Origin of the sequence: Achromobacter pestifer, from assembly GCF_902859625.1 — a bacterium.
Lineage (GTDB): Bacteria > Pseudomonadota > Gammaproteobacteria > Burkholderiales > Burkholderiaceae_B > Achromobacter > Achromobacter pestifer.
Genome location: NZ_CADIJX010000002.1, coordinates 1029384 through 1052468, shown reverse-complemented (window position 1 = coordinate 1052468; position 23085 = coordinate 1029384). Strand labels below are relative to the sequence as shown.

Genomic DNA, 23085 nt, shown 5'->3' with positions numbered 1-23085 from the left:
GTCAAGCGTCCTTTGCAGCGCGTAATGACTCGAGATACATGTCTGCGTTCAGGCTAAGTTTTCCGCCAAAACGTTTTCGTATGGCCTCAACGTCGCCACCATCGTCTTCAAACATTCGCTCGAGCACTGCTCGATAGTCCCTATCTGTATCGGGCGACGCGAACACGAATCGTGTTATCTCCGACACGCTCTCTCCGAAAGTCTGAAAAGTCGGCTTGACTACCATCGGCGTCATTCGATCGCGACGGATCACATGGACACATTCCTTCGGCAACTGTTGTATGACGAGCGGAGAGTGGGTAGCTACAATCGAGAATGAATCCTGATCCTCAAGCACTTCATTGAGGGCCTGCACAAGCCCAGTAAGCAATTGCGGATGGAGGTGAAGCTCCGGCTCGTCAAAGAGAATCAAGGTGCGCGGTTCGATCCGCGAAATGATGTGAATGATGCAGTTGACTGCAAGCCGCTGCCCAGCACTTAAACGTTGGTACATTATTTCATTGTTCTCGGGTTCCTCGACAAACGAGTCGAGGTCATCAACCCGAACCAAATTGTGAAGGACCCGCTTTAAAAGAATGCGCTTCTCTTGGGTCATGTCCCGGGACAGAACAGATCGAATTTCCTTTAGCAGGTCGGCTTTCGTTTTTAGCCGCCCCTGTGGATGCTGCAACCCACAGTAGCTATACTGAAACGCTTCACCCTGCAGCTGCGTGGGCCGCTCGAACTCGTCAAACGCGCTAAACGAAACGGCCACGACGGAATAGATGGATGGCACCGGCGAGATGGAGTCGTCCGACTGCAGAGCCGACCGCTTCTCCTTAATCGCCTGTTTCGAAAACCGACTCAGCAGGATGGCCAACCGCGCCATGACTTGAGTTTTTCCCACACCGTTCAGACCAACGATCGAATGCATCCGCCGCGGAACGCCATCAACGGATTCGAAATCGAACACAAATTCGTGGGCTGCGGTAGCGCCATCGAGCTGGATTGCCGCCGAAAAGCTGCTAATGAGTGTGGAGTCCCCGCCAAAGTGGGCGCCGGCCGTGTCCAGTAAAACACGGGCTTCCGATTCACGTAGCAATGAGATCTTGAAGCACTCATCGGACTGAAATTGCTTCCGCACGACCGGTAGAAAAGAACAATCGCGCAGAGTATTCAACAGCGCTCGCGCTAGGTCGATATCTACGTTCCTTAGCTTGTCGTAGTAAACGGTACCGGATCCTAGCGAACCAACGTCACGTAACATCCGTGCCGGAATCTTTTCCCCACTAGCCAGTTTCTCAAACGGCCTGTTTTCTATACCCTCTGCTTGATTCCCCTTCATGATCTTCACGCCACCAAGACTCTCGACACTGCCCGATCCAGACCCAGGAGCAAGCCGCAGCTGCGCCTTAAACAACGTGAAATATGAATAATCGTTCCAGTTATCTCTCTCAAGCACGATACACGGATAAGCCCCATCTGGAACAGTGACCGAAGCGCCCCTGTCTCGAATGAAAACGTCCATAAATAGTAGTCCAAGTTGAGGTCACTGACTCTGAATAGGCTTGCTTACTGCTCTGCCCTAAGAGAAGCCTTAGTACTCATATATTTATAGGCTACCAATGCTAACTTTTAGCCAGAACTAAATTTATTTTATTATGTAGTTCACATATTTATACAATCGGAGGGCCTAATGCCCTCGTGATAAAATTCCGGTCCATCTCAGTAAGACCAGACAGAGCGTTCGCTCTTCTAGAAAGGTATTCGATTGCACCGTCTATATTCGCATCGGCTGGGAGAGGAAAGCGGTCATGCAGTTTTTGGAGAGTTTGGATTGGAATCCCCATTTCCTCCAGCCCAGCCCAGGCTGCCCCAAGATGGTAGTTCTCAAATAGGCTACGGACATGGGCATAGGACACGGCAGTGCCATCACTCCTGCGCTCAGCGACTTCAGTAGTAAGATCCTCGAGTAGGCTAAGCGCCTTGGGCACGGTATAGCTAAAAAGCCGATTTAGTATTTTTAGTTCGTCATTAATTTTCCCCGACAACTGCTCGATATTTCCATCACATGCAGCTACCGCACGGTCAATCTGTTGCTTGAGATACTCTTCATAACTATTGGCGAAGAGATACGCCACGATTTTGGCATGCATGGCATCTTTACTGTTCAAAACACCTAAATGCCGCAGTGTTGTCGCAGAAACCTCATACATAAAATTCGTGAAAACAACGGAGAACCCAGCGTTTGGAATTGAATTAAACAGAAGAGAATTGAATTCGCTCGTACTTAACCCGGCAACAAAGTCAAATGCGTCCTTTATCACTTCAAAAGAGAATGACGCATGCTTTCGAATCAAGTCTTCGTCTACTGGTGAAGATGATGTTTCTTCCTCGAATCTAGCTTGAGAGTAATCTGTCAGATGTTCAGGTTGCAATGCGGCCAATAGATTAATCGGGGTATTTTCGCCTTGAGTCCCTAGAGGGATCTCCACTTCGAACGGCTCATCACCCTCTGGAATTTCCTCCATGCAATAGACATTCCCAACATAGTGAACGCCCATGCGCCCCGCGCGCCCCCTGATGTTTCCATGAGTAAAGCGGTCTACTCCAAAGTTGCCTTGGCGGTTGTCGAAAATAATGACATTCTTAGCTACCGTATTGACACCCTCAATTATTGTGGAGGTACATACGAGGTAAGGTAGTTGCCCAGAGTTAAACCTATCGATAGTATATTGTTGTATAGCTCTCGGTAACCCACCAAAGTGTAATCCGATTCCGTTCACATATGCTTGAACGTAGTCCCATGCTGAGTGGTAGCTGGTCTTCAACCATTCTGAGTATTGGTCATTCAGACTTAAACCAATGCCATGACTGATCAGCAACTTGGAAATCTTTCCCGCCGTAGAAGCCGATCTGCAGTAAATAATGGTTGGTCCGGAAATCGATTGCAGAAGACTGAGCAGCCTCTCGTTCTTTTCATCAACATTGTTCGCCTTAATATTGAAATGCTGAACATTGAGCGCAACCGTATTATAGTCCGTAGGCACGAACGTGTAGCTAGCGTTCACGCTCGATAGCCCAGTGATTCCACTGATGAACGGCCCCGTCATAAAAAACTGACTTGATCCCTTTAGCAGTTTGCTTAGCGCTGAGTTCAGGGCATTGACTCTCTCATCCTCAGTGATTAGCGAACCATCCTTTCGCTTAGTGAAAGCAAGTTTGTAGAATTCGTCCAGGACAAAAAGATCGACGCTCTGCATATCTTCGCGATCATTCACCCGCTCCTGGGTTAGGACGTAAATTGCACGATCGGAAGCCAGAGGTTGCGACCCGTGGTGAATGATTTGAAAGGTATGCCCAAAGCGTTCTCTGAGGCGACGGCGTGTCTCATCGACCAACGCCACTGTGGGCAGCACGATAACCACTTTTTCAAAGCGGCCGGACGCAAGCAGGGAATCGATGATTGCGCTCTTTCCCATGCTCGTAGGCGCGCTCAGAATTACATTTCGGCCTTGAATCAAGAGTTCGTATATTTTGAACTGCATTGAGTGAAAAACGTACTCTCTAGAAAAGGGAGTTCGATATGCCTGCAGCAAGAACTCTTCACTCAGTGTATGGTGTGAGAATTCTTTTCTCAGATAGGGATATAGGCCTGCCTTTCGGACCAAATGGCGTAACAGCGGCAAGACAAGATTAAACCTATCTTTTTGATCCAACGCTCTTATTACTAGCTCGCGACCATGACTTCTTGATTTAGGATTTGAAAGTAGCGAATCCGCCCATTTCAGATATTTAAATGGCGAAAATTCGTCTTTCCTAAGCATCATTAGCGCGAGCTCGAAGATCTCACGCACAGTATTTCTCCAATTCCTGCTGCACTGAATTTAGTAGCGTATTGAGATTAGGTACCGGATAAAAGTAAATTTGTATGTTTATCTGATCAAATTTGGTTGCATCGAGGTCTGCGGCGAAATGTGAAAGCAATTGATTTGTCTGATCTATGAGAGCCACCTCATGGCCATGGGTCTCCGGCTCTGTGAGGAGCGCGGAGTTGTATCCGAAGAACAGAAGGAACCGATAGCGCTTTGAATACTGGTCAAATGCCTTGGTGGTATCTAGGATCTCGTCAATATCATGTTTAAGAAGATACGAATCCTCTTTGATTTCAAGAATTCTGTCTCTAGTGGGATCAATGTTGCCTGCGACATCTCTGTACAGCAGCTCGCGGAGATCCTCGAGACACGTTGAAAGATCGGACCCGGCATACACATGGCTGAAGCCGATCCAAAGTTCATGTTCTTTAGTACCATGCTGAACAATATGAACGTTATTCAGTATTCGCACACCAACAGGATGGTCAACGTACAACGCCGCCGGGATGGGCTGACTCAGGTGAGTCGAACGGATAGCTGCGTGTAGAAGAAGGTTCCCAACGAAATCTTCCAACCCCTTCAGCGACGTTGAAAGTCGTTCCTTAAGTCGCTGAAACTTCTGTTTAGTAGAGAGATTTGCTATATCGGCAATTTCCTGTGGCAGGAGAAGCACCTCCTCTACCCAAGTGCATAGACTTTCAGCAATGTATCTGTATCGATAAGACTTGAGGCTGTAGCTTTGATATAGAAGCTTTCCACTTCGAAACGTGTTTCCGGTCGGAAGCGTAATGTCGCTTAACACTTCCAATACCGGTCGCGTCTTCTTGTTCGCATAGATCTTGGAATGTACGTATGAGTGCTTTTCATGGAATAAAATCTCTTTCCTAAACCAATCCAAGAGATTTTCTCGGTGATAAGTTTTATCGTCTTCGCAATAGATTCGACGAGAAAGCGCACTCTTTTTGGTCAGCGTGATCAAAATACTTTTCAGAATTGCTTCCGCGGCCCGATCTGATGTCAATGGGACGCCTACGACCTCAAGCGCAGCATTGCGAAGATTCTTCAAGGCCAGCAACTCAGCCTCTCTAAGTGACGGAATCACTTCCCACCAAACTCGATCAACCCACTGCGCGACCGTGTTGCCTTTCGGAGCAACGTAATCCTTCAACTTGGCATTAAGGGCCTTAACAAGAACATCACGCCCTTCTTTTACAGAACGGATTGACCTACCAATTCTCAGATAGTCCAAGGCCTTCGTAGGATTTTCGACAGAGATAATTCTGAACGTATGATCGCCGGTCGCCTTTCGAAGTTGTTTCATCTGCTTCTGAACAAGCGAGGTTTGCGCCCCATCAGTGTTGGCGGTGATAGCAGAAATAGTCCAACTCCTATCTTCGGCACCTTTGACTTGCACAAACTCGATCAGGTCAGTCCAGCCAATATCAATATCATCGACCACCTCACAACGCACGAAGCGCATGTTCTTGTCCATTAACATCTCTGTCGTAAGCAAGGCAGCCACATAATCCTGATAGACAAATCCGTGTTTGGCCGCCACTCCTCCTGCATTGCTAGAGTCCATTCTTCTATTCCGAGGCACATTTAACGCAGTCTATTTCACTTGGAGCGACGTGTCCATTCGTGATAATTGTTTAGAAATTCCTCTCGAAATACTCTGGATATATATACAGTTATGGGAAGGTCCGCTATCAGCTGGCTAATGGACACGTCAGCCGATCAATTAGCATCGGCAGCTGCGTGGGCTGTATGTTCTGTGTAGAGACTGTATTGGGTTCCTAAATTTTTAGGGAGCCGTGTCTCTATTGCCTGCCCCATCCTTCAACCTCGCCCCTCCACCCTCCCCCATCTCCCCGCAGCCCCCCCCGCCGCCGCCTTCATCCTCTCCACCACCATCCCAAACCTCTCCACCCCCAACCTCTCCGCCATCGCCGTCACCGTAATCGCCCCCAGCGCCTCCCCTTTCTCCGTCAACACCGGCACCGCCACTGCACTAGTCCCCGGCATCAACCCCGCTGGCGCATGCGCAATCCCCTCCCTCCGCGCCACCTCCACCCTCCCAATCACATCCTCCACCCGCTCCCCCATCACCTCCAACCTCGCCGCATTCCCCCTCACCATCGCCACGCTCTCCTCCACTCCCAAACTCGCCAACAACGCCACCCCCGACACTCCCACGCCTAACGGCCGTCTAACCCCCACCTCAATCGACAGCACCTGTATCGGATGCCTGCCCGTCCGCCGTCCAATACAAATCGAATCGTGCCCATGTCGAATACTCAAAAACACCGTATCCCCCACCTGATCGGCCAGCTCGCTCATATACGGGTCCGCCAGCGTCAATAACGGAAATCGCCGCGTCCTAGCCAGCCCCAGCAAACTAATCTCCTGCCCGATCAAATACCTTCTCGTCTCTGAATCCTGTTCAACTGCGCCCTCTTGCACCAAGGTCTTCAGCAAGCGATGCACGGTCGGCCGATTCAAGCCAGACATCCGTTCCAAATCCACCAACCTCACCCCCCGCTCTTGCCCGCAGGCAATCAGCCGCAGCAGCGCCAAGGCTCTGCGCACGGTCTGTGCGCCGGACGCACTTTTATCTTCTGGTTCGCTCACGCGGCCTCCGGTTTGATGACGGACTTGGGGGTTTGTTGAATACCGCGTTTGGTAACGATGGGGCCTAGCGATGCGTAGTTCGGGCCGCCGATGCGGCAGATGGGACGCAGTAAGGTGGTGTCGATCTTGCCGTCTTGCAGCAGTCCATCGCGAATATGGAACATCACGACTTCGCCCACGAAGAACTCCGCGCCGGTTTCCCCGAACGGCGTGACGCCATGAAAGCGGCATTCCAGGCTGATGGGTGCGGCGGCCAGGCGGGGCGTGGCGATGACTTCGCCGGGTAGCACGCTTAGGCCCAGCACGTCCACCTCGCTGATTTCCGGGGGGTGTTCCTGTGCGCTGTCGTGTAGCGGGTCCAGCAGCGTTTCGTCGCCGATGTTCACGACGAAATGGCCGTTGGCCATGATGTTTTCCGCCGTGTCCTTGCGTTTTCCCGCCTTGCGGCCGATGTTGACGCCGATCATGGGGGGTTTGTTTGAGACGAAGGTGTAGCAGCTGAAGGGCGCCAGGTTGACGCCGCCCAGGACGTTGACGCTGCTGATCCAGGCAATGGGCCGGGGTACGACGATGCCGCTCATCAGGCGGTAGGTTTGTTCGGGGTTCAGGTCGCTTGCGGGAAAGTGCATGGTGGGGGTGTCTCCGTAGTCCGGATATTGAACATTCAACAATAAATAAATCCGCGCGCGCAATATGCGCCTAGGGTAATTCTGCGTAGAAATCGCCCCTGGCCCAACACCACCCTCGACCCGACCTTGCAAAAGAGTCCAATATCCGGATCTTTTTAAAAGATTCGCGTTGTCCCGCCGCGCGCAAATTCCTAGAGTGTCGTCAAACACAACAAACAAAACGTGATGACACGACCAGGAGACAAACCATGCATCGCAATGCGCTTCGCGCCTGCGCCTCGGTGGCGCTGACCGTTCTGACTACTTTTGCCCACGCCGCCTGGCCCGAGAAGCCTGTGAAGATCGTTGTGCCCTACCCGCCGGGGGGCAATGTGGATGTGGCGGCGCGGTTGATTGCGCCGGGTTTGCAGGCGGCGTTTGGGCAGCCGTTCATTGTGGAGAACAAGCCGGGCGCAGGCGGGATGATTGCGGGCGAGCAGGTGGCGAGGTCGGAGCCGGATGGCTACACCTTGTTCATGGCGGCCAATGGTCCGCTGCTGTTCTCGCCGCTGATTTTCAAGCGCGAAGCGTACAAGTGGGATCGGGACTTTGCGCCGATCAGTTCGGTGTCTTACACGCCGCTAGTGTTGCAGGTGAAGCCGGGCTTGCCGGCGAAGACATTGGCGGAATTGCTGGACTTGGCGAAGAAGGAGCCGGGCAAGCTGAATATGGCGTCGCCGGGTGCGGGGACGACGAACCATCTGGTGAGCGAGCTGTTGCAGTCATTGACGGGCGCGCGTTGGACGACGGCGCAATACAAGGGCAACGCGCCGGCCACGACTGACTTGTTGGGCGGTCAGGTGGATTTCAATTTTGATCAGATTTCGGTGGCGCTGCCGTATGTGAAGGACGGTCGCTTGCGTGCGCTGGCGGTGACGACGGCCAAGCGTGTGCCGTCGATGCCGGATGTGCCGACGTTTGCCGAGGCTGGCGTGCAGGGCATGGAGGCGGCGACGTTTACCGGACTGCTGGCGCCCAAGGGCACGCCACCGGATGTGCAGAAGCGCTTGAGCGAGGCGCTGGGCAAGATTCTGGCGCAGCCGACGATTATTCAGCGTTTTGACGAGCTGGGCGCCGAGGCGCGCGGCAGTTCGCCCGAGGAGTTCACGCGGTATCTGGCGTCGGAAGACGCGCGCTGGACGCCGATCATCAAGCGGGCGGGCATCACGGCGAACTAAGGCTGGCAACAGTCTGACCCAACCCGCCAGGCCGCTATGCCCTGACCACCGAATACATCGCGGCCCAGCCTGGCCAATCGCCGCGACGCCGCCCTTCCCCCTTTTCTCTTTACGGAATCCGCCATGAGCAGACGCAGCATCTATGCCGAAGGCTTCAGCCACAAGAACCCCATTCCGGCCGCGTGCCGGCTGGGTCCCATGCTGTTTTCGGGCAGCATCCAGGGCACCGACCCAGCCACGGGCGCGTATGGCGCGACCTTGGAGCGCCAGTGCGAGCTGATGTTCGACCACGTGCGCCGCATTGTTGAGGCGGGCGGCGGCAGGCTGGATCACATCGCGAAGATGACGGTGTGGATGCGTGATCGCAGTCAGCGCAAGGCGCTGAACGCGGTGTGGTTGCAAGCGTTCCCCGATGCGGAGAACCGTCCGGCGCGGCACACGATGCAGGCGGATCTGGATGGCGACAAGCTGATCGAATGTGATTTTGTGGCCGTGATCGGCACAGTGAACGCATAACGGAGCCCCAGACAATGCCGCAATACCAACCCTTTCATTCCCACCCGTCGGCCCCTGCCACACGCCTGCCGCCGCGCGCCTGCGACAGCCAGTTCCATGTGTTTGGCTCTGCCGACCGCTATCCGGTGCGCCCCGGCGCGGCTTACGAGATGCCCAGCGCCACCATCGAGACCGCGTTGGGTCTGCACCGTTTGCTGGGCATCGAGCGCGGCGTGATCGTGCAAGCCACGACGTATGGCGCGGATCACCAGGTGGTGCTGGACGGCCTGGCCGCAGCCGGGCCGTCGTATCGCGGTTGTGCCAATGCGGTGGTGTTGGCCGAGCGCGACGATGCCTATATCCAGAAGCTGCATGATGCCGGCGTGCGCGGAGCGCGGTTCACGCGGCAAGGCTTGGGCATCAGCATGGAGCCGGTTGTCTTTGAGCGTGCGATTGCGCGCATCCGCGAGCTGGGCTGGTACGCAAAGTTTCAGCCGGAGCCCGACGGCATGATGGCGCAGGCGGCGCAGTTCGAGCGGCTGGAGATTCCGGTGCTGCTGGATCACATGGGCCGCGCCGATCCCACGGCAGGCAAGGCAGATCCGACCCGGCGCTTGCTGGAGTCTTTGCTGACGCGCGGCAATTTCTGGGTGATGTTGTCGCTGACCGAGAAGATCTCGCGCACCGGCCCGCCCTGGGACGATGTGACGCCGTTGGCGCAGGCTTTGATCGCCGCGAACCCGGACCGCGTGGTCTGGGGCAGTGATTGGCCGCACCCGGTGTCGGTCAAGCCCACGCCCGACGAGGGGCAGTTGGTGGATCAGCTGGCGCGCTACGCGGGCGGCGCGGCCACGCTGAAGAAGATTCTGGTGGACAACCCCGCTCACCTGTTTGGATTCGACGAATGAAACTGCTTAGCTATACGCATCAAGGTCGCACGCATTTTGGCGCGTTGCGCGGCGACGAAGACATTGTGGCGCTGGACGGCCACGGTTATGACGATCTGCGCGCCGCCTTGGAGGCCGACGCGCTGCCCGCCTTGGCGAAGCTGGCGGCCATGTTGCCGGTGTCGCATCGGCTGGCCGATGTGCGCCTGCTGCCGCCAATTCCGTCGCCCGAGAAGATCATTTGCGTGGGCGTGAACTATGGCAAGCGCAACGAGGAATACCAGGACGGCAGCGCGCCGCCCGCGTATCCCAGCGTGTTCCCGCGCTTTCCTGGTTCGTTCGTGGGGCATGGCGAGCCGCTGCTGCGCCCGCCCGAGTCCGAACAGCTGGACTACGAAGGCGAGATCGCCATCATCATTGGCAAGGCCGGCCGCCGCATTTTGGCGGATGACGCATGGAGCCATATCGCGGGCCTGACCTGCCTGAACGAAGGCACGGTGCGGGATTGGATCAAGCACGGCAAGTTCAACGTCACGCAAGGCAAGAACTTTGACGCCAGCGGCTCGATGGGGCCGTGGATGGTGACGGCCGATGAGTTCGACCCCGCCGCGCCCTTGACCGTGACCACGCGCGTGAATGGCGAACTGCGCCAGCACGACGCCACCGACAACCTGATGTTCCCCTTCGCGGAATTGATCCGCTACATCTCCATCTGGACCACGCTGCAACCCGGCGATGTGATTTCCACCGGCACGCCGATTGGCGCGGGCGTGCGCTTCACGCCGCCGCGCTTTTTGAAGCCGGGCGATGTGGTGGAGGTGGAAGTCAGCGGTATCGGCGTGCTGTCCAACCCGGTGGCGGACGAGACCATCGCATCTGAACAAGGAGCCATCCATGCTTAATGCAAACGACCGCGCCCGCGCGGCCAGCCTGCTGCTGGAAGCCGAGCGCAGCGGCGTGCCCACCACGCAGCTGGACCATGCGTTTCCGGACATCGAGATCGCGGACGCTTACGCGATCCAACAACTGAACATCGACCAGAAGATCGCCGACGGTGCCCGCCTGCGCGGCCACAAGATCGGGCTGACGTCCAAGGCGATGCAGAGCACGGTCGGCATCGACGAGCCGGACTATGGGCATTTGCTGGACACGATGTTCTTTCAGGATGGGCAGACCATTCCCACCGACAAGCTGATCGTGCCGCGCGTGGAAGTCGAGCTGGCCTTTGTGCTGGGCAAGCCCTTGCGCGGGCCGGATGTCAGCCTGTTCGATGTGCTGGACGCGACGGACTACGTCGTGCCCGCGCTGGAGCTCATTGACGGGCGCAGCAAGTATCCGCGCCGCATCGTGGACAACATCGCCGACAATGCCGCCTGCGCTGGCATCGTGCTGGGCGGCCGGCCGGTGCGTCCGCTGGATATCGATCTGCGCTGGGTCGGTGCGCTGCTGCTGAAAAACGGTGTGATCGAAGAGTCTGGCGTGTCCGCCGCCGTGCTGGGGCATCCGGCGCTGGGCATCGCGTGGCTGGCCAATAAGCTGGCGCTGCATGACACGGGGCTTGAGGCCGGGCACATCGTGCTGGCGGGTTCCTTCACGCGCACCGTCGCGGTCAAGCGCGGCGATACGCTGCATGCCGACTACGGCAAGCTGGGCAGCATCTCGGTGTATTTCTCTTAAGGACGGCGCGCATGGAACTCCCCATCAATACGTTCAAACGCGCGCTGCGGGCGCAGCGTCATCAGACCGGACTGTGGGTCACGCTGGGGCATCCGAACAGCACCGAACTGGTGGCGGCCAGCGGCTTTGATTGGCTGCTGCTGGATACCGAGCACACGCCGGTAGTTTTGCCGACGGTGATGGCGCAACTGCAAGCGGCCAGCGCATACAACAGCCACCCTGTCGTGCGGCCGTCGTGGAATGACAAGGTGCAGATCAAACAGTATCTGGATATCGGCGCGCAGACCTTGCTGCTGCCCTATGTGCAGGACGCGGATGAGGCGCAGAGCGCGGTGGCGGGCATGCGGTATGCGCCGCGCGGGGTTCGCGGCGTCAGCGGAACGATGCGTGCGACACGGTATGGGCGCGTGGCAGATTACATGCGGCGCAGTGAGGAGGAGCTTTGCTTGCTGGTGCAGGCCGAGACGGGGGAAGCGCTGGAGAATCTGGACGCCATTATTGCGGTGGATGGCGTCGATGGGGTGTTTATCGGGCCGGCGGACCTTGCAGCCAGTTTGGGCTATCCGGGCGAGCCGCAGCATCCGAAGGTGGTGGCTGAAGTGGAACGCGCCATTCGTCGAATCCGCGCGGCAGGCAAAGCCCCGGGGGTGCTGACCACGGATGAGGCGCTGGCGCGTCGGTACATCGACGCGGGTAGCTTGTTTACGGCTGTTGGCGTGGACGCGGCGATTCTGGTCCGGTATTGCGATCAGTTGGCTGAGCGCTTTGCGGGAGCCTGACTGCTTGTGCCGAAAATGCAGTCTGACACCATGTTGACATCGTGTTTAACGGCCCCGCCCGAAGATCAATTGCTTCGACGCAACTGATCTGTCGACTGCTTGTTCAATCGCTTCGCTTCCTCTTCCGCGTAGTCTTCCTCGCCCTGCTCGTACTTGCCCTCATACATGCAACTGCTGCGGACCAATCCGCACTCGCCAACGATTGAAGAACACCCTGAACTCAGCGCGGCAAGAAACAACACCACCCCGTAACGGCCCAACGTTTGCATCGACATATCGCTCCTTGATGATCGGGGTAGTGTACGGGCGAGGATGCCGCCTGCGGCCGCGTGACTCAGTAAAAAATGGTGTCAGACTACCGGGCTGAGTTAGCGGAACCGTGATCTGGCATCATCGTTCCTTTCAGCAGATAAGTTCTCCATGCCCAAGCTTTTAAGCCTTCTCGACAGCATCGAAGCCATCGCTGCCTGCCACGACGACAGGGATGTATGGGACCGCTATTCCTGGGTCTACGCGACCGATGGCGTTCCGCTTCTTAAGGCGCAGATCTATTTGTCTTCCAGCGAAGACGAGATGGAACTCGTGCTCAATGGCGAAGGCGAGGAACATCCCGCATTCGTCGTCGACCATGGGCTGACCGCTTATCTCGAAGCCTCCACCTTCGCTGACGTGCTGAGCGTGCAGAAGCGGCAGCAACCGCTTTCGCAGCTTGAAGATTATGCGGATGCGCTTGAGCACTATGCTAAGCAGGACGCGTTTTTTGATCGCGGGGAGTTTTATGGCGGTGGCAGCGAGCCGGAGCCATTGCCGGGAGTTTCGCGAGATCTTTACGCTGAGTACGGTCTTCAACTGACAGCGTGTCCAGCGGACCACATCCCTGCCGCTGCACGTGCGACGGCTGAACTGCTACAGATCGGCGTGCCCGATGCGCTCGCCCGTTGCAGGCGGCTTCCGTCAGTGCTGGGGGAACGCATTGATGCACGGCAGCGCGAGCGGATCGAAGCGCGATTCGCCAGTATTTCTTTGCCATTGCGATGCACGACCTACGTATCGTTTGCTTGGCAAATGAGCCGCTAGCTCCTCGCCATTCAACTGGATCAGGCTGCAGCCGCGCAATCTCCAAAACGTGTCGTGTATGAAGAAATTGCAGTCTGACACCTTATTTACTGCTCGGCGGATCTTGCCGCCTGCCGAAGGCATCCGGGTGAGCCGCAGCATCCGACCGTGGTGACGGCCGTCGAAGATGCCATCCGCCGGGTGCGTGCGGCGGGTAAGGCGCCAGGGGTGCTGACAACAGATGAAACCTTGGTACGTCGGTATGTCCCGGCCGGGAGCTTGTTCACCGCGGTGGGGGTAGATGCGGCGATTCTGGTTCGGTATTGCGATTAGTTGGCGGCGCGATTCGATCTCCAGCCATAGTTCGCTAATCCGCAAGTCCATTCCCTGATAACCACCGCTGCTTCATGACTACAAATCATCAAGCACATCCGGAACAAACAGCCACCTATGACGCGGATCGTGATTGCATTGGATCATTGTTTTTCGCCACTTTCCGAAGCCGTCGTCTTCCAGGGCCAATTCGCCCGTGCAATCAGGACACTGCCCACCGATCCGCGTAAGAAAAATATGTCCGGACCTGTTCGCTTCCACGTTGAATAACCACGCAAAGCGATAAAACCGCTTGTCCTTCAAGGCCCATCCCACTTTCATTGCAAAAAGGCTTGGAAGAAGCAGGACGAGCCACCATGCCGTGTGGGATATCACGACGAAACCAAACACGCAGAGCACGGTGCCGACCGTTCCGTACTTTCGAAATTCCGCAGTAGTGGACGGCTTTCCCTTATACGCTGTGGGAATGACTTCAACTCGTTCGGCCCCTCTCGTTTTCCGGCGTACTGCCTTGCGTTCGTCGGAGGGTTCGATACCGGCGTCACCGCTACCGTGAATCGGAAATCCGCCGTCGCCTGCGTCGAATACGCTTGGCTTTGATATTCCGTTTAGTATCCGTTGGCATTCAGCGCACAGACGTTGGCTGCCGCTATGGGCGGCTCCACATTGTTGGCAATACAATGAACTGTCCTTGAAGTCAGGCCCGAGTGGGATTTAAGGTGTCAGGCTGCAAATTTGCTGTCAAACCAAAGTCTGACGCCTCCTATTTGCTCATATATCAAACGGTCCATACCAGGCACAGACAAAATCGCCCACTTGGACGCTAGCAACTTCGGTCAGCCCTTGCAGCCCAGCGAGAACCGCAAGGCGATCTTCTTCGGTTGGCGATTTGCGATCGGCTGCGCTGACAATTCCGTTCGTTTCGATCAACGGCAGTTGGCCACCGATGCCGCAAATCAACAGGTGATTCGCCTCGATCAAATCGACGACCGCGCCCCACCATGTTCCGTAGTTAAGCTCTGTCAGCGGCTGCTTGAATCTGATCTTGACCTCGAAGCACGATTCGCGAAATTCGCCTACACGGAGCTTTTTACGTTGGCGAACGTTGAGTCTGCGAATGCGCTTTCGGGAAGGAGTATGAATCAGCATATGAGAGCAGTTTAAATATGGCGTAAAAATTGACGTATCAGACCACAGATTGGCTGACACGACTGTAGTCTGAACCAATCACTTTTGGCAGTGAGTCGAGTGCGAAGACGCGGCAATGAAGGATTACTTCCTCGGATAAGACCCCAACACCCGAAACTCCCCATTCTTCGCCAGCACCCCCGCCAGCTTCCCCTCCTTGGCGTGCCCCGCCACCTCGATCAAATACCGATGCGTATCCAGGGTCTTTTTGCTAGGCCTTTCATACACCGTCAGCACCTGCACGCCCGCTCCAACAAGCTCCGCCAGCAAAGCACCAAACTTATCGTCGGAGGTATTCAGCAACAGCGACGTCTTATCGTTCCCGGTCGGCGCAGGCATGTCGCGGCCCAGGACCCACCAGCGAGTAACGTTATGGGGCCCCTCTTCGATACCGTCCACCAGCGACACCAGGGAATAAACGCTGGCGCCGACTTTGGGGCCAAACGACGCTTTGTCCAGGGTCGGGCTATTGGCAACCGTCTGGGCTGCGGCGCCGCCGCTGGCGGCGTCGGTGCGGCGGACGTTGGGCATTTCGCGGTCTACCCAGGGTTTGACTTCTTCAAAGGCGACGGGGTGGGCGAAGACTTCTTTGATGTCTTCGCGCTTGGCGCCGGGCCTGGCTAGCAGGCTGTAGCCGAGCATCTTGGGATATTCGGCGACGATGGTGACGTTGGGCAGGTCCAGGACGGCGTCCAGGTACGGCGTGACGCCCACCACGGAGGTAGTGACGGGGACGCAGGCGCGTTCGACTTTGCCGTCGGTATAGTTTTTGAAGAGTTCGTCGCGGGTGAGCGGCACCAGCTCCTTGTCGCCGAAGAGGTCAAGGCAGGCCTGGTGCGTCCAGGAACCGGCGGGGCCCAGGTAGGCGATGGAACCCGCGGCGGCGGCGGGGCCGGCGGAGAGGTTTAGGGTCAGCAAGCCTAAGACGGTAAGCGATGTAAGAGCTTTCATATTCCGTTCCAGAAGGTCGCGGGCAGGTCCGGGGACATGATACCGAGAACGTCGGGAACGTAGCCCCCAGGCGCCGTTCAATTAGCGTACTGGGCCTCGCCGTTGCCGAAGGACCAGTTTTCCTTCTTTACCTCGACCAAGCTGATGAAGACGTCTTCTTTTCTGATCGCAAGCTCTGCATGAAGTCCGTCGACAACGGTTTTGTAGAACTGTTTTTTCTGGTCCAGCGTGCGGCCTTCATTGAGCGTGATCTGGATGTAAACCAGCCCGTCGGTACGCGCAATGCCAAAGTATGCGGGATCGTAGATGAAGTGCGCGGCGTCGTGCTCGTTGAGTATCTGGAAGTTGTCTTTGTCGGGAACGTTCATCGTCGTCCTCAACGAGCGGTAGATGACCTCGCCAATCTTCTTCGCGAACAGCGGGTCGTCGTTCTTCCGGATATCGATGCGAACCAAAGGCATATCGGCGCTCCTTGCGTGTCGGGGGTAGGAAAAGGCGGCCTCGCCTGCCCTCGCGGCATGGCTGGCGGCCTGCGTGCCATTTAGATTACTCTGATAATCTATTTGCAAATAGCGGTTTGCAGGCGCACCCAGTTTCCTCCCATTATTGAAAGGACGCCACACATGGAACACCCAGGAATATCAGAAAAGCTGTTCCTCGACGATCTTGCGGTCGGCGACACGTTCACCAGCGCGGCGCATCAGCTGGACGTGGATCAGGTGCGCCGCTTTGCGGCTGAGTTCGACCCGCAACCCTTTCATCTGGATGAGACCGCAGCCCGGGCATCGCTGTTCCAGGGGCTGGCGGCCAGCGGCTGGCACACGGTGGCCATCACGATGCGATTGTTGGTCGATAGCCTGCCGCTTGCCGACGGCGTAATCGGCGCGGGCGCTGAAATCAGCTGGGCGCGGCCGACGCGGCCGGGCGACACGCTTAGCGTCAAAAGCACGATCTTGAGCATCACGCCGTCTCGCAGCAAGCCGGATCGCGGCATCGTCGTGGTGGAAAGCGTTACCTTGAACCAGGATGGCGATGAGGTGCAGAAGCTGACCAGCAAGGTCGTCAGTTTCAGAAGGAGATAGGCATCATGGGCCGTTCATCCCAGGAAAAGGCGGGCGAGAATCGTCAACGGATTTTGGACGCCGCCGCGCGCCTGTTCCGCGCGCACGGCATCGATGGCGTGTCGATTGCGGACGTCATGCGCGACTGCGGCTTGACGGTGGGCGGCTTCTACAAGCATTTCACGTCCAAGGACGATCTGGCCGCGCAAGCCGTCTCGGGCGTGTTCGATCAGGCCACGGCGTCGTGGCAAAGGGCTTTTGAGGGGGCCGATGCCCGCAAGCAAAGCCGGGTGGGCGCGTTGGTGCCCCAATATCTAAGCAACCGGCGCGCCGAACGCCGCTGCCCTTTGCTGGCTTTTGCGCCGCATGCCGCCCAAGGCGCCCCGAATAGCGACGCGGCGCAGGCCTACACCGCTGGCGCCGGGAAACTGTTCGATCAATTCGTCGAGGATACGCGCGCCCGGGGCGGCGACAATGCAGAGGCCATGGTGTTGTTCGCTGCGATGGTGGGTTATCGCGTGCTGGAACAAGCCGCTGGGAATACAGACTGGATGCGCGCGCTTGAGGCCGCGATCAACGAGAAAGCGGCGTCATGTGAATCGGCCGCGACGCTAGTCACAAATGCCGATGACTGCAAACCATAACCTGCCCCGTCAGTTCGCCAATCAGCTTGGCTAGCCCCCTGGCGCTTCCGTCATCCAGCCATTCTGTCCGGATCATGCGAAAGCCCATCGCCAGGCTAAATTGCCAATCCAGTTCCAGGATCCGGTAGTCGCGGCCATTCTCGGCGCAATGCCATTGCGCGGCGGGGTCCTCGTAGGCGGCGCCGATGAAATCGACATGCGAGTCGAACGGCGGCATGGCTTCCAGCAGTGCGTCTGAACCCGGCAGGCTGGGTTCGGAAAGGTTCTCCCCTACCGCCACGTTCGGTTCGGGGCCGTCGTAGGCCAGCAGCATCAGCGGGAAATGCTTGGGATTTGCGTCGTAGGTGGCTCGTGTGTCGTCCGTAAGATAGGGACGCGCCGCGGGGCCCAGGCAGTACTGAGGGCTGTTCCAGTCACTGCCCTCATTATCAAGATACAGGTCCCCCAGCGTGATACCGTGTTCGGCCAGCAGCGCCAGGGCTTCGTCCATGGTGTCGTTGTGACGTATCGGGATGTCGGCCGGCAGGTACCCCGCCCGCACGTACATCGCAATCACGTCCCCCGTCGTGCGCAGACCTTCCTGGTACTGGTGCGACCCTTCGTTCAGGCAGGCCAAACCGAAGCTCAGGTTCAACAAGGCGCGATACGGAATACCGTCGCCGCGCGGTTCAAGCACGTATCCGCCTTCCAGCAGTTTGGCTTCCAGCGCACGCCAATCAGGCGGCGGCAAGTGCATATCGCGCGGGCATAGAAACTGGTGGTGTTCGGACATGGGCGGGGTGCTCGCTCGAATAGTATGAATGCGGCCAGTTGATGTTGGGTGCGACAAGATCTGGCCGGGCTCGGGCGGATCTTTTTAACATGGCAACGCATGCTCTACGGCCAAATGCGGAACCTTGCACTCGCCGACTATTCGGCCCGCCCGCTGTCCTACGGGTCCAGGAAGAGCGGAACAAGGTAGTCATTCGATGAATGCGCACATTCCTCTCCGGCGAGAGGTCGCTGCGGCCATCCGCGTACGCCAGCAGGAATCAGCTCCGCCGATTATGCTAGGCTTTTTCCGACCGGCAAGTTTCCCTCCGCGCCCTGCTGACCGCGGACATCCGCTTGTAGGCCACCGCCCTACCCCAACCAAACTAACGCGCCAGTTCAAATCAACGACATGATGCAACCCATGATTGTTCGACGGATTTTCTTGGTGCTGGCCACGCTGGCCCTGCCGCCCGCGCTCAGCGCTCAGCCAGCGCCAAACGCCGCCTGGGCCCCAGCAGGCCCCACGACGTGCAACTTCTCTGGCTGGACGACCAACGCGAAACCGGCGATTCCGGTGCGCGCGGCGGCGTCTGCCCAGGCTCAAGTGGTGGGCAACCTGCCGACGACGCTCGGCGATGGTCCTGATCCCGACATCGACTACTACAGCGTCACCTTCGACGTGACCGAGGCGCGCGATGGGTGGCTCAAGATCAAGAACGCCAGCGACGCGATGACGGGTGGCGACCACAGTCAGCCGCGCCCGGTGTATCAGGGGGTGGGCTGGATCGAGGCTGGGGATGCGCAGGTGGGCATTCAATCGGCGCGGGGATACGCGCGCCCGGATGCAGGCAGCGAACGATTACTCGATCTGAAAGACGACTGGCTTACTGAAAGAGCCACGTTGCGGGGCATCGTCGCGTGCGATGGGGAATGGCTTCTGCTGGATTACGAGATGCGCAATAGCGAGAAGTGGGAGCCGCTTGCACCCAAGGACCGCACACGGGGTCGAGCGTGGTTTCGTGGCATTTGCGCATCTTCCGAGACCACCTGCGATATGCGGTCGGTCGACAAATAGCGGGTCCGCAGGGCGGTCGGCGCTAGCCAAACCCGCGCGTCCCACAGGGCGCCGAAATACGGTGCCAAGCTACCAAAGCCGCTGAAATACGACGCTTTTCCTCCGAAGAGGCAAAATCCGGAGCGGCGTATAGGGCCATTGATCTGCGTCAATAGCGCCCGAATTTTTCGGCATTAATCTGAGCTCAGCCTCCCCTGCAAAATCCTCGTACGTCCATGTCCCGCCATGTGCTTAATCCGGAGGCCCTGGCCGCTCTGCCATGGCGATGAACTTCTGAGGCTTTGTTTTTTAATTGCCGATTCGACCCGCCATGCGCGACGCCTGCTCGTCCCCCTCCCTTCCCGGCTCAAACCACGACCGCGCCATCCTGTCCGCGTGCCGTGGTCTGGACGCCGCCCAGTTTATCCCTCTGCTCGCGATCACATCGGTTCCCTGACCGACTGGCCTACCCTCCTGCGCATTTAAGACGCCTGTTGGAATAACAGGGTCATATCTCTCTGCGCGTCGTGCATCTGGCAACATTTGTCGTTGTAGCAACAGCGATAAACAGGCTTATGCTTAGCATTGCCCAAGTCATCGGCAATATCCAAGCTGGCAGGCATCCGCGCAGACGATCAACTTCACTAAATTCCTTTCAGTGAGTAGAGACGATGCAGCCCTTGTCACCCTATGAAGTCCGGTTGCTGTGCAGGCTATCCAGCGCATCGTTAATTGCGTTGGGGGCTTGCCCCTCTTTTGCTCAAACGATCGATGGCGGATCGATCGTGACGGTTCCTGGCACGCAGAGTTCGCCTTGGAATATCGGCGCCGGTGCTCTGACTGTCGGCAACACAAGCACCGGCACGCTGCAAATCGGAGCCGGCGGCGTTGTGTCGAACGGCTCCGGTTTCGTCGGCCGCCAGGCCAGCGGCACGGGCAACGTGACCGTCAACGGCGCCGCAGCACAATGGACAAATTCAGCAGGATTATCGGTCGGGTTTTCTGGCAAGGGCACGCTGGGCATTGCCAATGGAGGCCACGTCACCAGCTTGACAAACACGTATCTCGGCGTAGCGGCCAATAGCACGGGCACCGTGACGGTCAGCGGAATAGGGTCGCAGTTGAACAGCACGGGATTCATGCGTGTCGGCCAAACGGGCAGCGGCACGTTGCAGATCAGCGACCAGGCCATCGTGTCGAACTCGCTTGCCCAGATCGGCTATGACGCCACCGGCGTTGGCGTGGTGACCGTCAACGGCGCCGGGTCGCAGTGGAATAGCAGCGGTGAACTCACCGTGGGCGCTTCCGGCAACGGCAGGCTGAACATCGCGAATGCCGGCGCAGTATCCAGCGCACTTGGAACGATAGGTTCGGGCGCGGGCTCGACTGGCGCGGTCACCGTCGACGGGGCCAGTTCATCATGGACCAATGCCGGCCTACTCACGGTGGGCAATCTGGGCGCCGGCGCATTGACCATTTCGAACAACGCCACCGTCAGCGCGGCAAGTGTACGGGCGGGTGTGGGCAGCGGTTCGCAGGGCGTGATCAATATCGGCGCGGCGGCATTGGCCGTCGCCGTGGCGCCAGGCACGCTCGCCCTGACTGGCCCTTCCCCCACCGTGACGTTAGGCACGACCGGATCGCTAGTTCTTAATCACACCGACAACAGCGGCGGTTATGTGTTTGGGTACGGGATCTCGGGCGCGGGCAAAGTCAATATCTATAGCGGCACCACGGTGCTGACGGCCAACAACACCTATACGGGCGGCACCACGATCGCGGGGGGCACCCTGCAATTGGGCAACGGCGGCGCCACGGGCGCCATCGTGGGCAATGTGACGAACCATGGCGTACTGACGTTCAACCGCTCCGATACGTTGCCGTTCGCCGGCCTAATCTCAGGCAGCGGCAAGGTCAACCAGATCGGCGCTGGCACCACAGTGCTGACGGCCGACAACACTTACACGGGCGGTACCACGATCTCGGCGGGCACCTTGCAGCTGGGCAATGGCGGCGCCACGGGCGCCATCGTGGGCGACGTGGTGAATAATGGCGCGCTGACGTTTAATCGCTCCGACACCTTGGCGTTCGCGGGGCTGATATCCGGCCTGGGCTCGGTCAATCAGAACGGAACGGGCACTACGGTTTTCACCGCGCAACACACCTACAGCGGGGCCACCCACATCAGCGCCGGGGTACTGCGGGCGGGCACCGCGTCCACGTTCAGTCCGAACTCAGCAGTGAATGTGGCAACCGCCGGTACGCTAGACCTTAGCGGCTACAGCCAGAGCGTGGGCGCGGTACACAATGCCGGCCTGATCAATATGGGCACAGGCACCCCTCCCGGCGCGACCCTGACCACACCCACCTACGTCGGCCAGGGCGGCACTATCGCCATGAACACCTATCTTGGCGCGGACGGCTCGCCATCGGACCGGCTTGTGGTCAATGGCGGCATGGTGTCTGGCGCCTCGTCGCTGATCGTCAGCAATGCCGGCGGGGCCGGCGCGGTGACCTTGGGCAACGGTATTCTGCTCGTCGAGGCGGTCAATGGCGCCACCACACCTATGGGCGCGTTCACGCTGGGCAATCCTGGCGGCTATGTCGCCGCAGGCCCCTACGCCTATACGCTTTACCGATCCAGCGTGGACACTAGCGGGCAGCAGAGTTGGTACCTGCGCTCGACCGTGGACTGCGCGGCGGCGCCGAACAACCCCGCCTGCAAGAACCCAGAACCGCCGCCCAATCCCCCCGGCCCGCCTGTTCCTCCTAGCCCGCCCGCGCCGCCGAACTATCGGCCCGAGGTGTCGACGGCGGTGGCGACTCCGGAGCTAGCATTGCGCTATGGATCGACCTTTCTGGACTCGCTGCATGAGCGCATCGGCGAAGAGCGCTTCCAGCACCCGTCTGCCGACATGGGCGGCAACGCCCGCGTTTGGGGCCGCCTGATCGGTGTCACGGGCGAGCGCAATGGCAGCAACGCTGGCATCCTGGGTTCAAGAGGCCCGGATTTCGACTACAAGATCTATGGCTTGCAGTCTGGCGTGGACGTCTACCGGCGGACCAATGCAAACGGCAGCATGGACCACGCCGGCATTTATGCCGCGTTCGGACGCGCCACCGCCGACGTCGACCACCTGGACGGCCGCGCGGCGGGCCAGGCGGCGATGGACGGCGTGACGCTGGGCAGTTATTGGACGCATATTGGCAAAGAAGGCTGGTACATCGACGCGGTCATTCAAGGCACCCGTTACGACGTAGACAACGGCCGTTCGCCCGCGGGCCTGAATCTGCACACCCGTGGTTTCGGCTTCGCGACCTCGCTGGAAAGCGGCTATCCCGTGCGCCTGAATGAGGAATGGGTGATCGAACCGCAGGCGCAGCTCGTCTTCCAGAACATCAACCTCAATGATGCCAACGACGGGGCCGCCAAGATCCGATTCAGTGATGTCGACAGCCTGAGAGGCCGCGTCGGCGTTCGCCTGGCCCGCACGGTGGAACTGGAACCCGGCCAGGGCGGCAAGCGCGTTGCCACGACCTGGCTGCGCGCAAGCCTGGTCAATGAGTTCTTGACGAATCCGACCACGCAGTTCTCCGCGCAGAATGGCTATGTTCCGTTCCGATCCGATATGAAGGGCATGTCCGTCCAGCTGAATGTGGGGGCCGACGTCGGGGTCAAGCGCAACCTTTCCGTGTATGCAAGCGCGGGATCGGAGATCAGCCTCAAAGGCGACGGCCAAAGCTTCAATGGCAAGGTTGGGCTGAAACTGGCGTTCTAGGGCACAACCCGCCTCGACCGAGCACGCGCGGCGGCGCCAATCAGGGGCCCCTCCGCAAGCCCTGTGACATCCAGACCGGCACCGGTACGCGGCGCTC

Annotated in this window: 22 protein-coding genes; 11 read left to right on the top strand and 11 right to left on the bottom strand. The window is 58.2% G+C overall.

Features of this window, described 5'->3' with window-relative positions:
* Window position 1: 1 nt before the first annotated feature.
* The 5 genes from HV753_RS11625 to HV753_RS11605 all read right to left on the bottom strand — a co-directional run bounded on the left by HV753_RS11625 (window position 2) and on the right by HV753_RS11605 (window position 7114).
* Window positions 2–1507: an AAA family ATPase gene (locus HV753_RS11625; RefSeq protein WP_175174583.1), complete on the bottom strand. Its 1506-nt coding sequence runs from the start codon at window positions 1505–1507 to the stop codon at window positions 2–4.
* Between the two features lie 148 nt (window positions 1508–1655).
* A complete protein-coding gene (locus HV753_RS11620) occupies window positions 1656–3836 on the bottom strand; it encodes a DEAD/DEAH box helicase (RefSeq protein WP_175174582.1) in 2181 nt (726 codons plus the stop codon).
* Window positions 3829–5436 carry a dsDNA nuclease domain-containing protein gene (locus tag HV753_RS11615; RefSeq protein ID WP_175174581.1) on the bottom strand — a complete coding sequence of 536 codons (1608 nt, stop codon included), beginning with the start codon at window positions 5434–5436 and terminating at the stop codon, window positions 3829–3831. Before HV753_RS11615 ends, HV753_RS11620 begins: the two co-directional genes overlap by 8 nt.
* A gap of 257 nt (window positions 5437–5693) precedes the next feature.
* The gene (locus tag HV753_RS11610) at window positions 5694–6443 is read right to left on the bottom strand and encodes an IclR family transcriptional regulator (RefSeq protein WP_246288247.1); all 750 of its coding nucleotides are present in this window, start codon (window positions 6441–6443) and stop codon (window positions 5694–5696) included.
* A 38-nt stretch (window positions 6444–6481) separates the two neighbouring features.
* Window positions 6482–7114, bottom strand: coding sequence for a flavin reductase family protein (locus HV753_RS11605; protein ID WP_175174579.1), 633 nt, complete (start codon window positions 7112–7114; stop codon window positions 6482–6484).
* Between the two features lie 248 nt (window positions 7115–7362).
* On the opposite strand from HV753_RS11605, the gene HV753_RS11600 reads away from it, so the two are divergent.
* From HV753_RS11600 to HV753_RS11575, 6 genes are all read left to right on the top strand, one after another.
* Window positions 7363–8331 (top strand): Bug family tripartite tricarboxylate transporter substrate binding protein, encoded by a 969-nt coding sequence (locus tag HV753_RS11600; RefSeq protein ID WP_175174578.1) that lies wholly within the window; start codon window positions 7363–7365, stop codon window positions 8329–8331.
* Window positions 8332–8454: 123 nt separating this feature from the next.
* On the top strand, window positions 8455–8847 hold the full coding sequence (locus HV753_RS11595) for a RidA family protein (protein WP_175174577.1): 393 nt from the start codon (window positions 8455–8457) through the stop codon (window positions 8845–8847).
* 14 nt (window positions 8848–8861) lie between these two features.
* The gene (locus HV753_RS11590) at window positions 8862–9734 is read left to right on the top strand and encodes an amidohydrolase family protein (protein WP_175174576.1); all 873 of its coding nucleotides are present in this window, start codon (window positions 8862–8864) and stop codon (window positions 9732–9734) included.
* Window positions 9731–10615 carry a fumarylacetoacetate hydrolase family protein gene (locus HV753_RS11585; protein WP_175174575.1) on the top strand — a complete coding sequence of 295 codons (885 nt, stop codon included), beginning with the start codon at window positions 9731–9733 and terminating at the stop codon, window positions 10613–10615. The genes HV753_RS11590 and HV753_RS11585 overlap by 4 nt, the downstream gene beginning before the upstream one ends.
* Entirely contained in the window at window positions 10608–11390 is a 783-nt protein-coding gene (hpaH, locus tag HV753_RS11580; RefSeq protein ID WP_175174574.1) for a 2-oxo-hept-4-ene-1,7-dioate hydratase, read from the top strand. The genes HV753_RS11585 and hpaH overlap by 8 nt, the downstream gene beginning before the upstream one ends.
* Before the next feature lie 11 nt (window positions 11391–11401).
* Window positions 11402–12169, top strand: coding sequence for an HpcH/HpaI aldolase family protein (locus tag HV753_RS11575; RefSeq protein ID WP_175174573.1), 768 nt, complete (start codon window positions 11402–11404; stop codon window positions 12167–12169).
* 65 nt (window positions 12170–12234) lie between these two features.
* Here HV753_RS11575 and HV753_RS11570 read toward each other — a convergent pair whose 3' ends face one another.
* The gene (locus tag HV753_RS11570) at window positions 12235–12444 is read right to left on the bottom strand and encodes a hypothetical protein (protein ID WP_175174572.1); all 210 of its coding nucleotides are present in this window, start codon (window positions 12442–12444) and stop codon (window positions 12235–12237) included.
* A gap of 145 nt (window positions 12445–12589) precedes the next feature.
* On the opposite strand from HV753_RS11570, the gene HV753_RS11565 reads away from it, so the two are divergent.
* A complete protein-coding gene (locus tag HV753_RS11565) occupies window positions 12590–13246 on the top strand; it encodes a DUF7716 domain-containing protein (RefSeq protein WP_175174571.1) in 657 nt (218 codons plus the stop codon).
* A 390-nt stretch (window positions 13247–13636) separates the two neighbouring features.
* On the opposite strand, the gene HV753_RS11555 is transcribed toward HV753_RS11565, so the two are convergent.
* The 4 genes from HV753_RS11555 to HV753_RS11540 form a co-directional block, all read right to left on the bottom strand.
* Window positions 13637–14239 carry a hypothetical protein gene (locus tag HV753_RS11555; RefSeq protein ID WP_175174570.1) on the bottom strand — a complete coding sequence of 201 codons (603 nt, stop codon included), beginning with the start codon at window positions 14237–14239 and terminating at the stop codon, window positions 13637–13639.
* A 90-nt stretch (window positions 14240–14329) separates the two neighbouring features.
* Window positions 14330–14767, bottom strand: a complete 438-nt coding sequence (locus HV753_RS11550) for a 50S ribosome-binding protein YggL (RefSeq protein WP_175174569.1) — start codon at window positions 14765–14767, stop codon at window positions 14330–14332.
* A 63-nt stretch (window positions 14768–14830) separates the two neighbouring features.
* On the bottom strand, window positions 14831–15697 hold the full coding sequence (locus HV753_RS11545; RefSeq protein WP_175174568.1) for a prephenate dehydratase: 867 nt from the start codon (window positions 15695–15697) through the stop codon (window positions 14831–14833).
* Between the two features lie 77 nt (window positions 15698–15774).
* Window positions 15775–16158 (bottom strand): tautomerase family protein, encoded by a 384-nt coding sequence (locus tag HV753_RS11540; RefSeq protein ID WP_175174567.1) that lies wholly within the window; start codon window positions 16156–16158, stop codon window positions 15775–15777.
* Between the two features lie 162 nt (window positions 16159–16320).
* On the opposite strand from HV753_RS11540, the gene HV753_RS11535 reads away from it, so the two are divergent.
* Window positions 16321–16779, top strand: coding sequence for a MaoC family dehydratase (locus HV753_RS11535; RefSeq protein WP_175174566.1), 459 nt, complete (start codon window positions 16321–16323; stop codon window positions 16777–16779).
* Window positions 16780–16784: 5 nt separating this feature from the next.
* Window positions 16785–17402, top strand: coding sequence for a TetR/AcrR family transcriptional regulator (locus HV753_RS11530; RefSeq protein ID WP_175174565.1), 618 nt, complete (start codon window positions 16785–16787; stop codon window positions 17400–17402).
* On the opposite strand, the gene HV753_RS11525 is transcribed toward HV753_RS11530, so the two are convergent.
* Window positions 17374–18174, bottom strand: coding sequence for a hypothetical protein (locus HV753_RS11525; RefSeq protein ID WP_175174564.1), 801 nt, complete (start codon window positions 18172–18174; stop codon window positions 17374–17376). The two genes, HV753_RS11530 and HV753_RS11525, sit on opposite strands and share 29 nt — an antisense overlap.
* Before the next feature lie 390 nt (window positions 18175–18564).
* Between HV753_RS11525 and HV753_RS11520 the strand changes: the two genes are divergently transcribed.
* Together HV753_RS11520 and HV753_RS11515 are read left to right on the top strand one after the other, a co-directional pair.
* Window positions 18565–19230: a hypothetical protein gene (locus tag HV753_RS11520; RefSeq protein WP_246288233.1), complete on the top strand. Its 666-nt coding sequence runs from the start codon at window positions 18565–18567 to the stop codon at window positions 19228–19230.
* Window positions 19231–19994: 764 nt separating this feature from the next.
* Window positions 19995–22988, top strand: coding sequence for an autotransporter outer membrane beta-barrel domain-containing protein (locus tag HV753_RS11515; protein ID WP_175174563.1), 2994 nt, complete (start codon window positions 19995–19997; stop codon window positions 22986–22988).
* Window positions 22989–23085 lie beyond the last annotated feature (97 nt).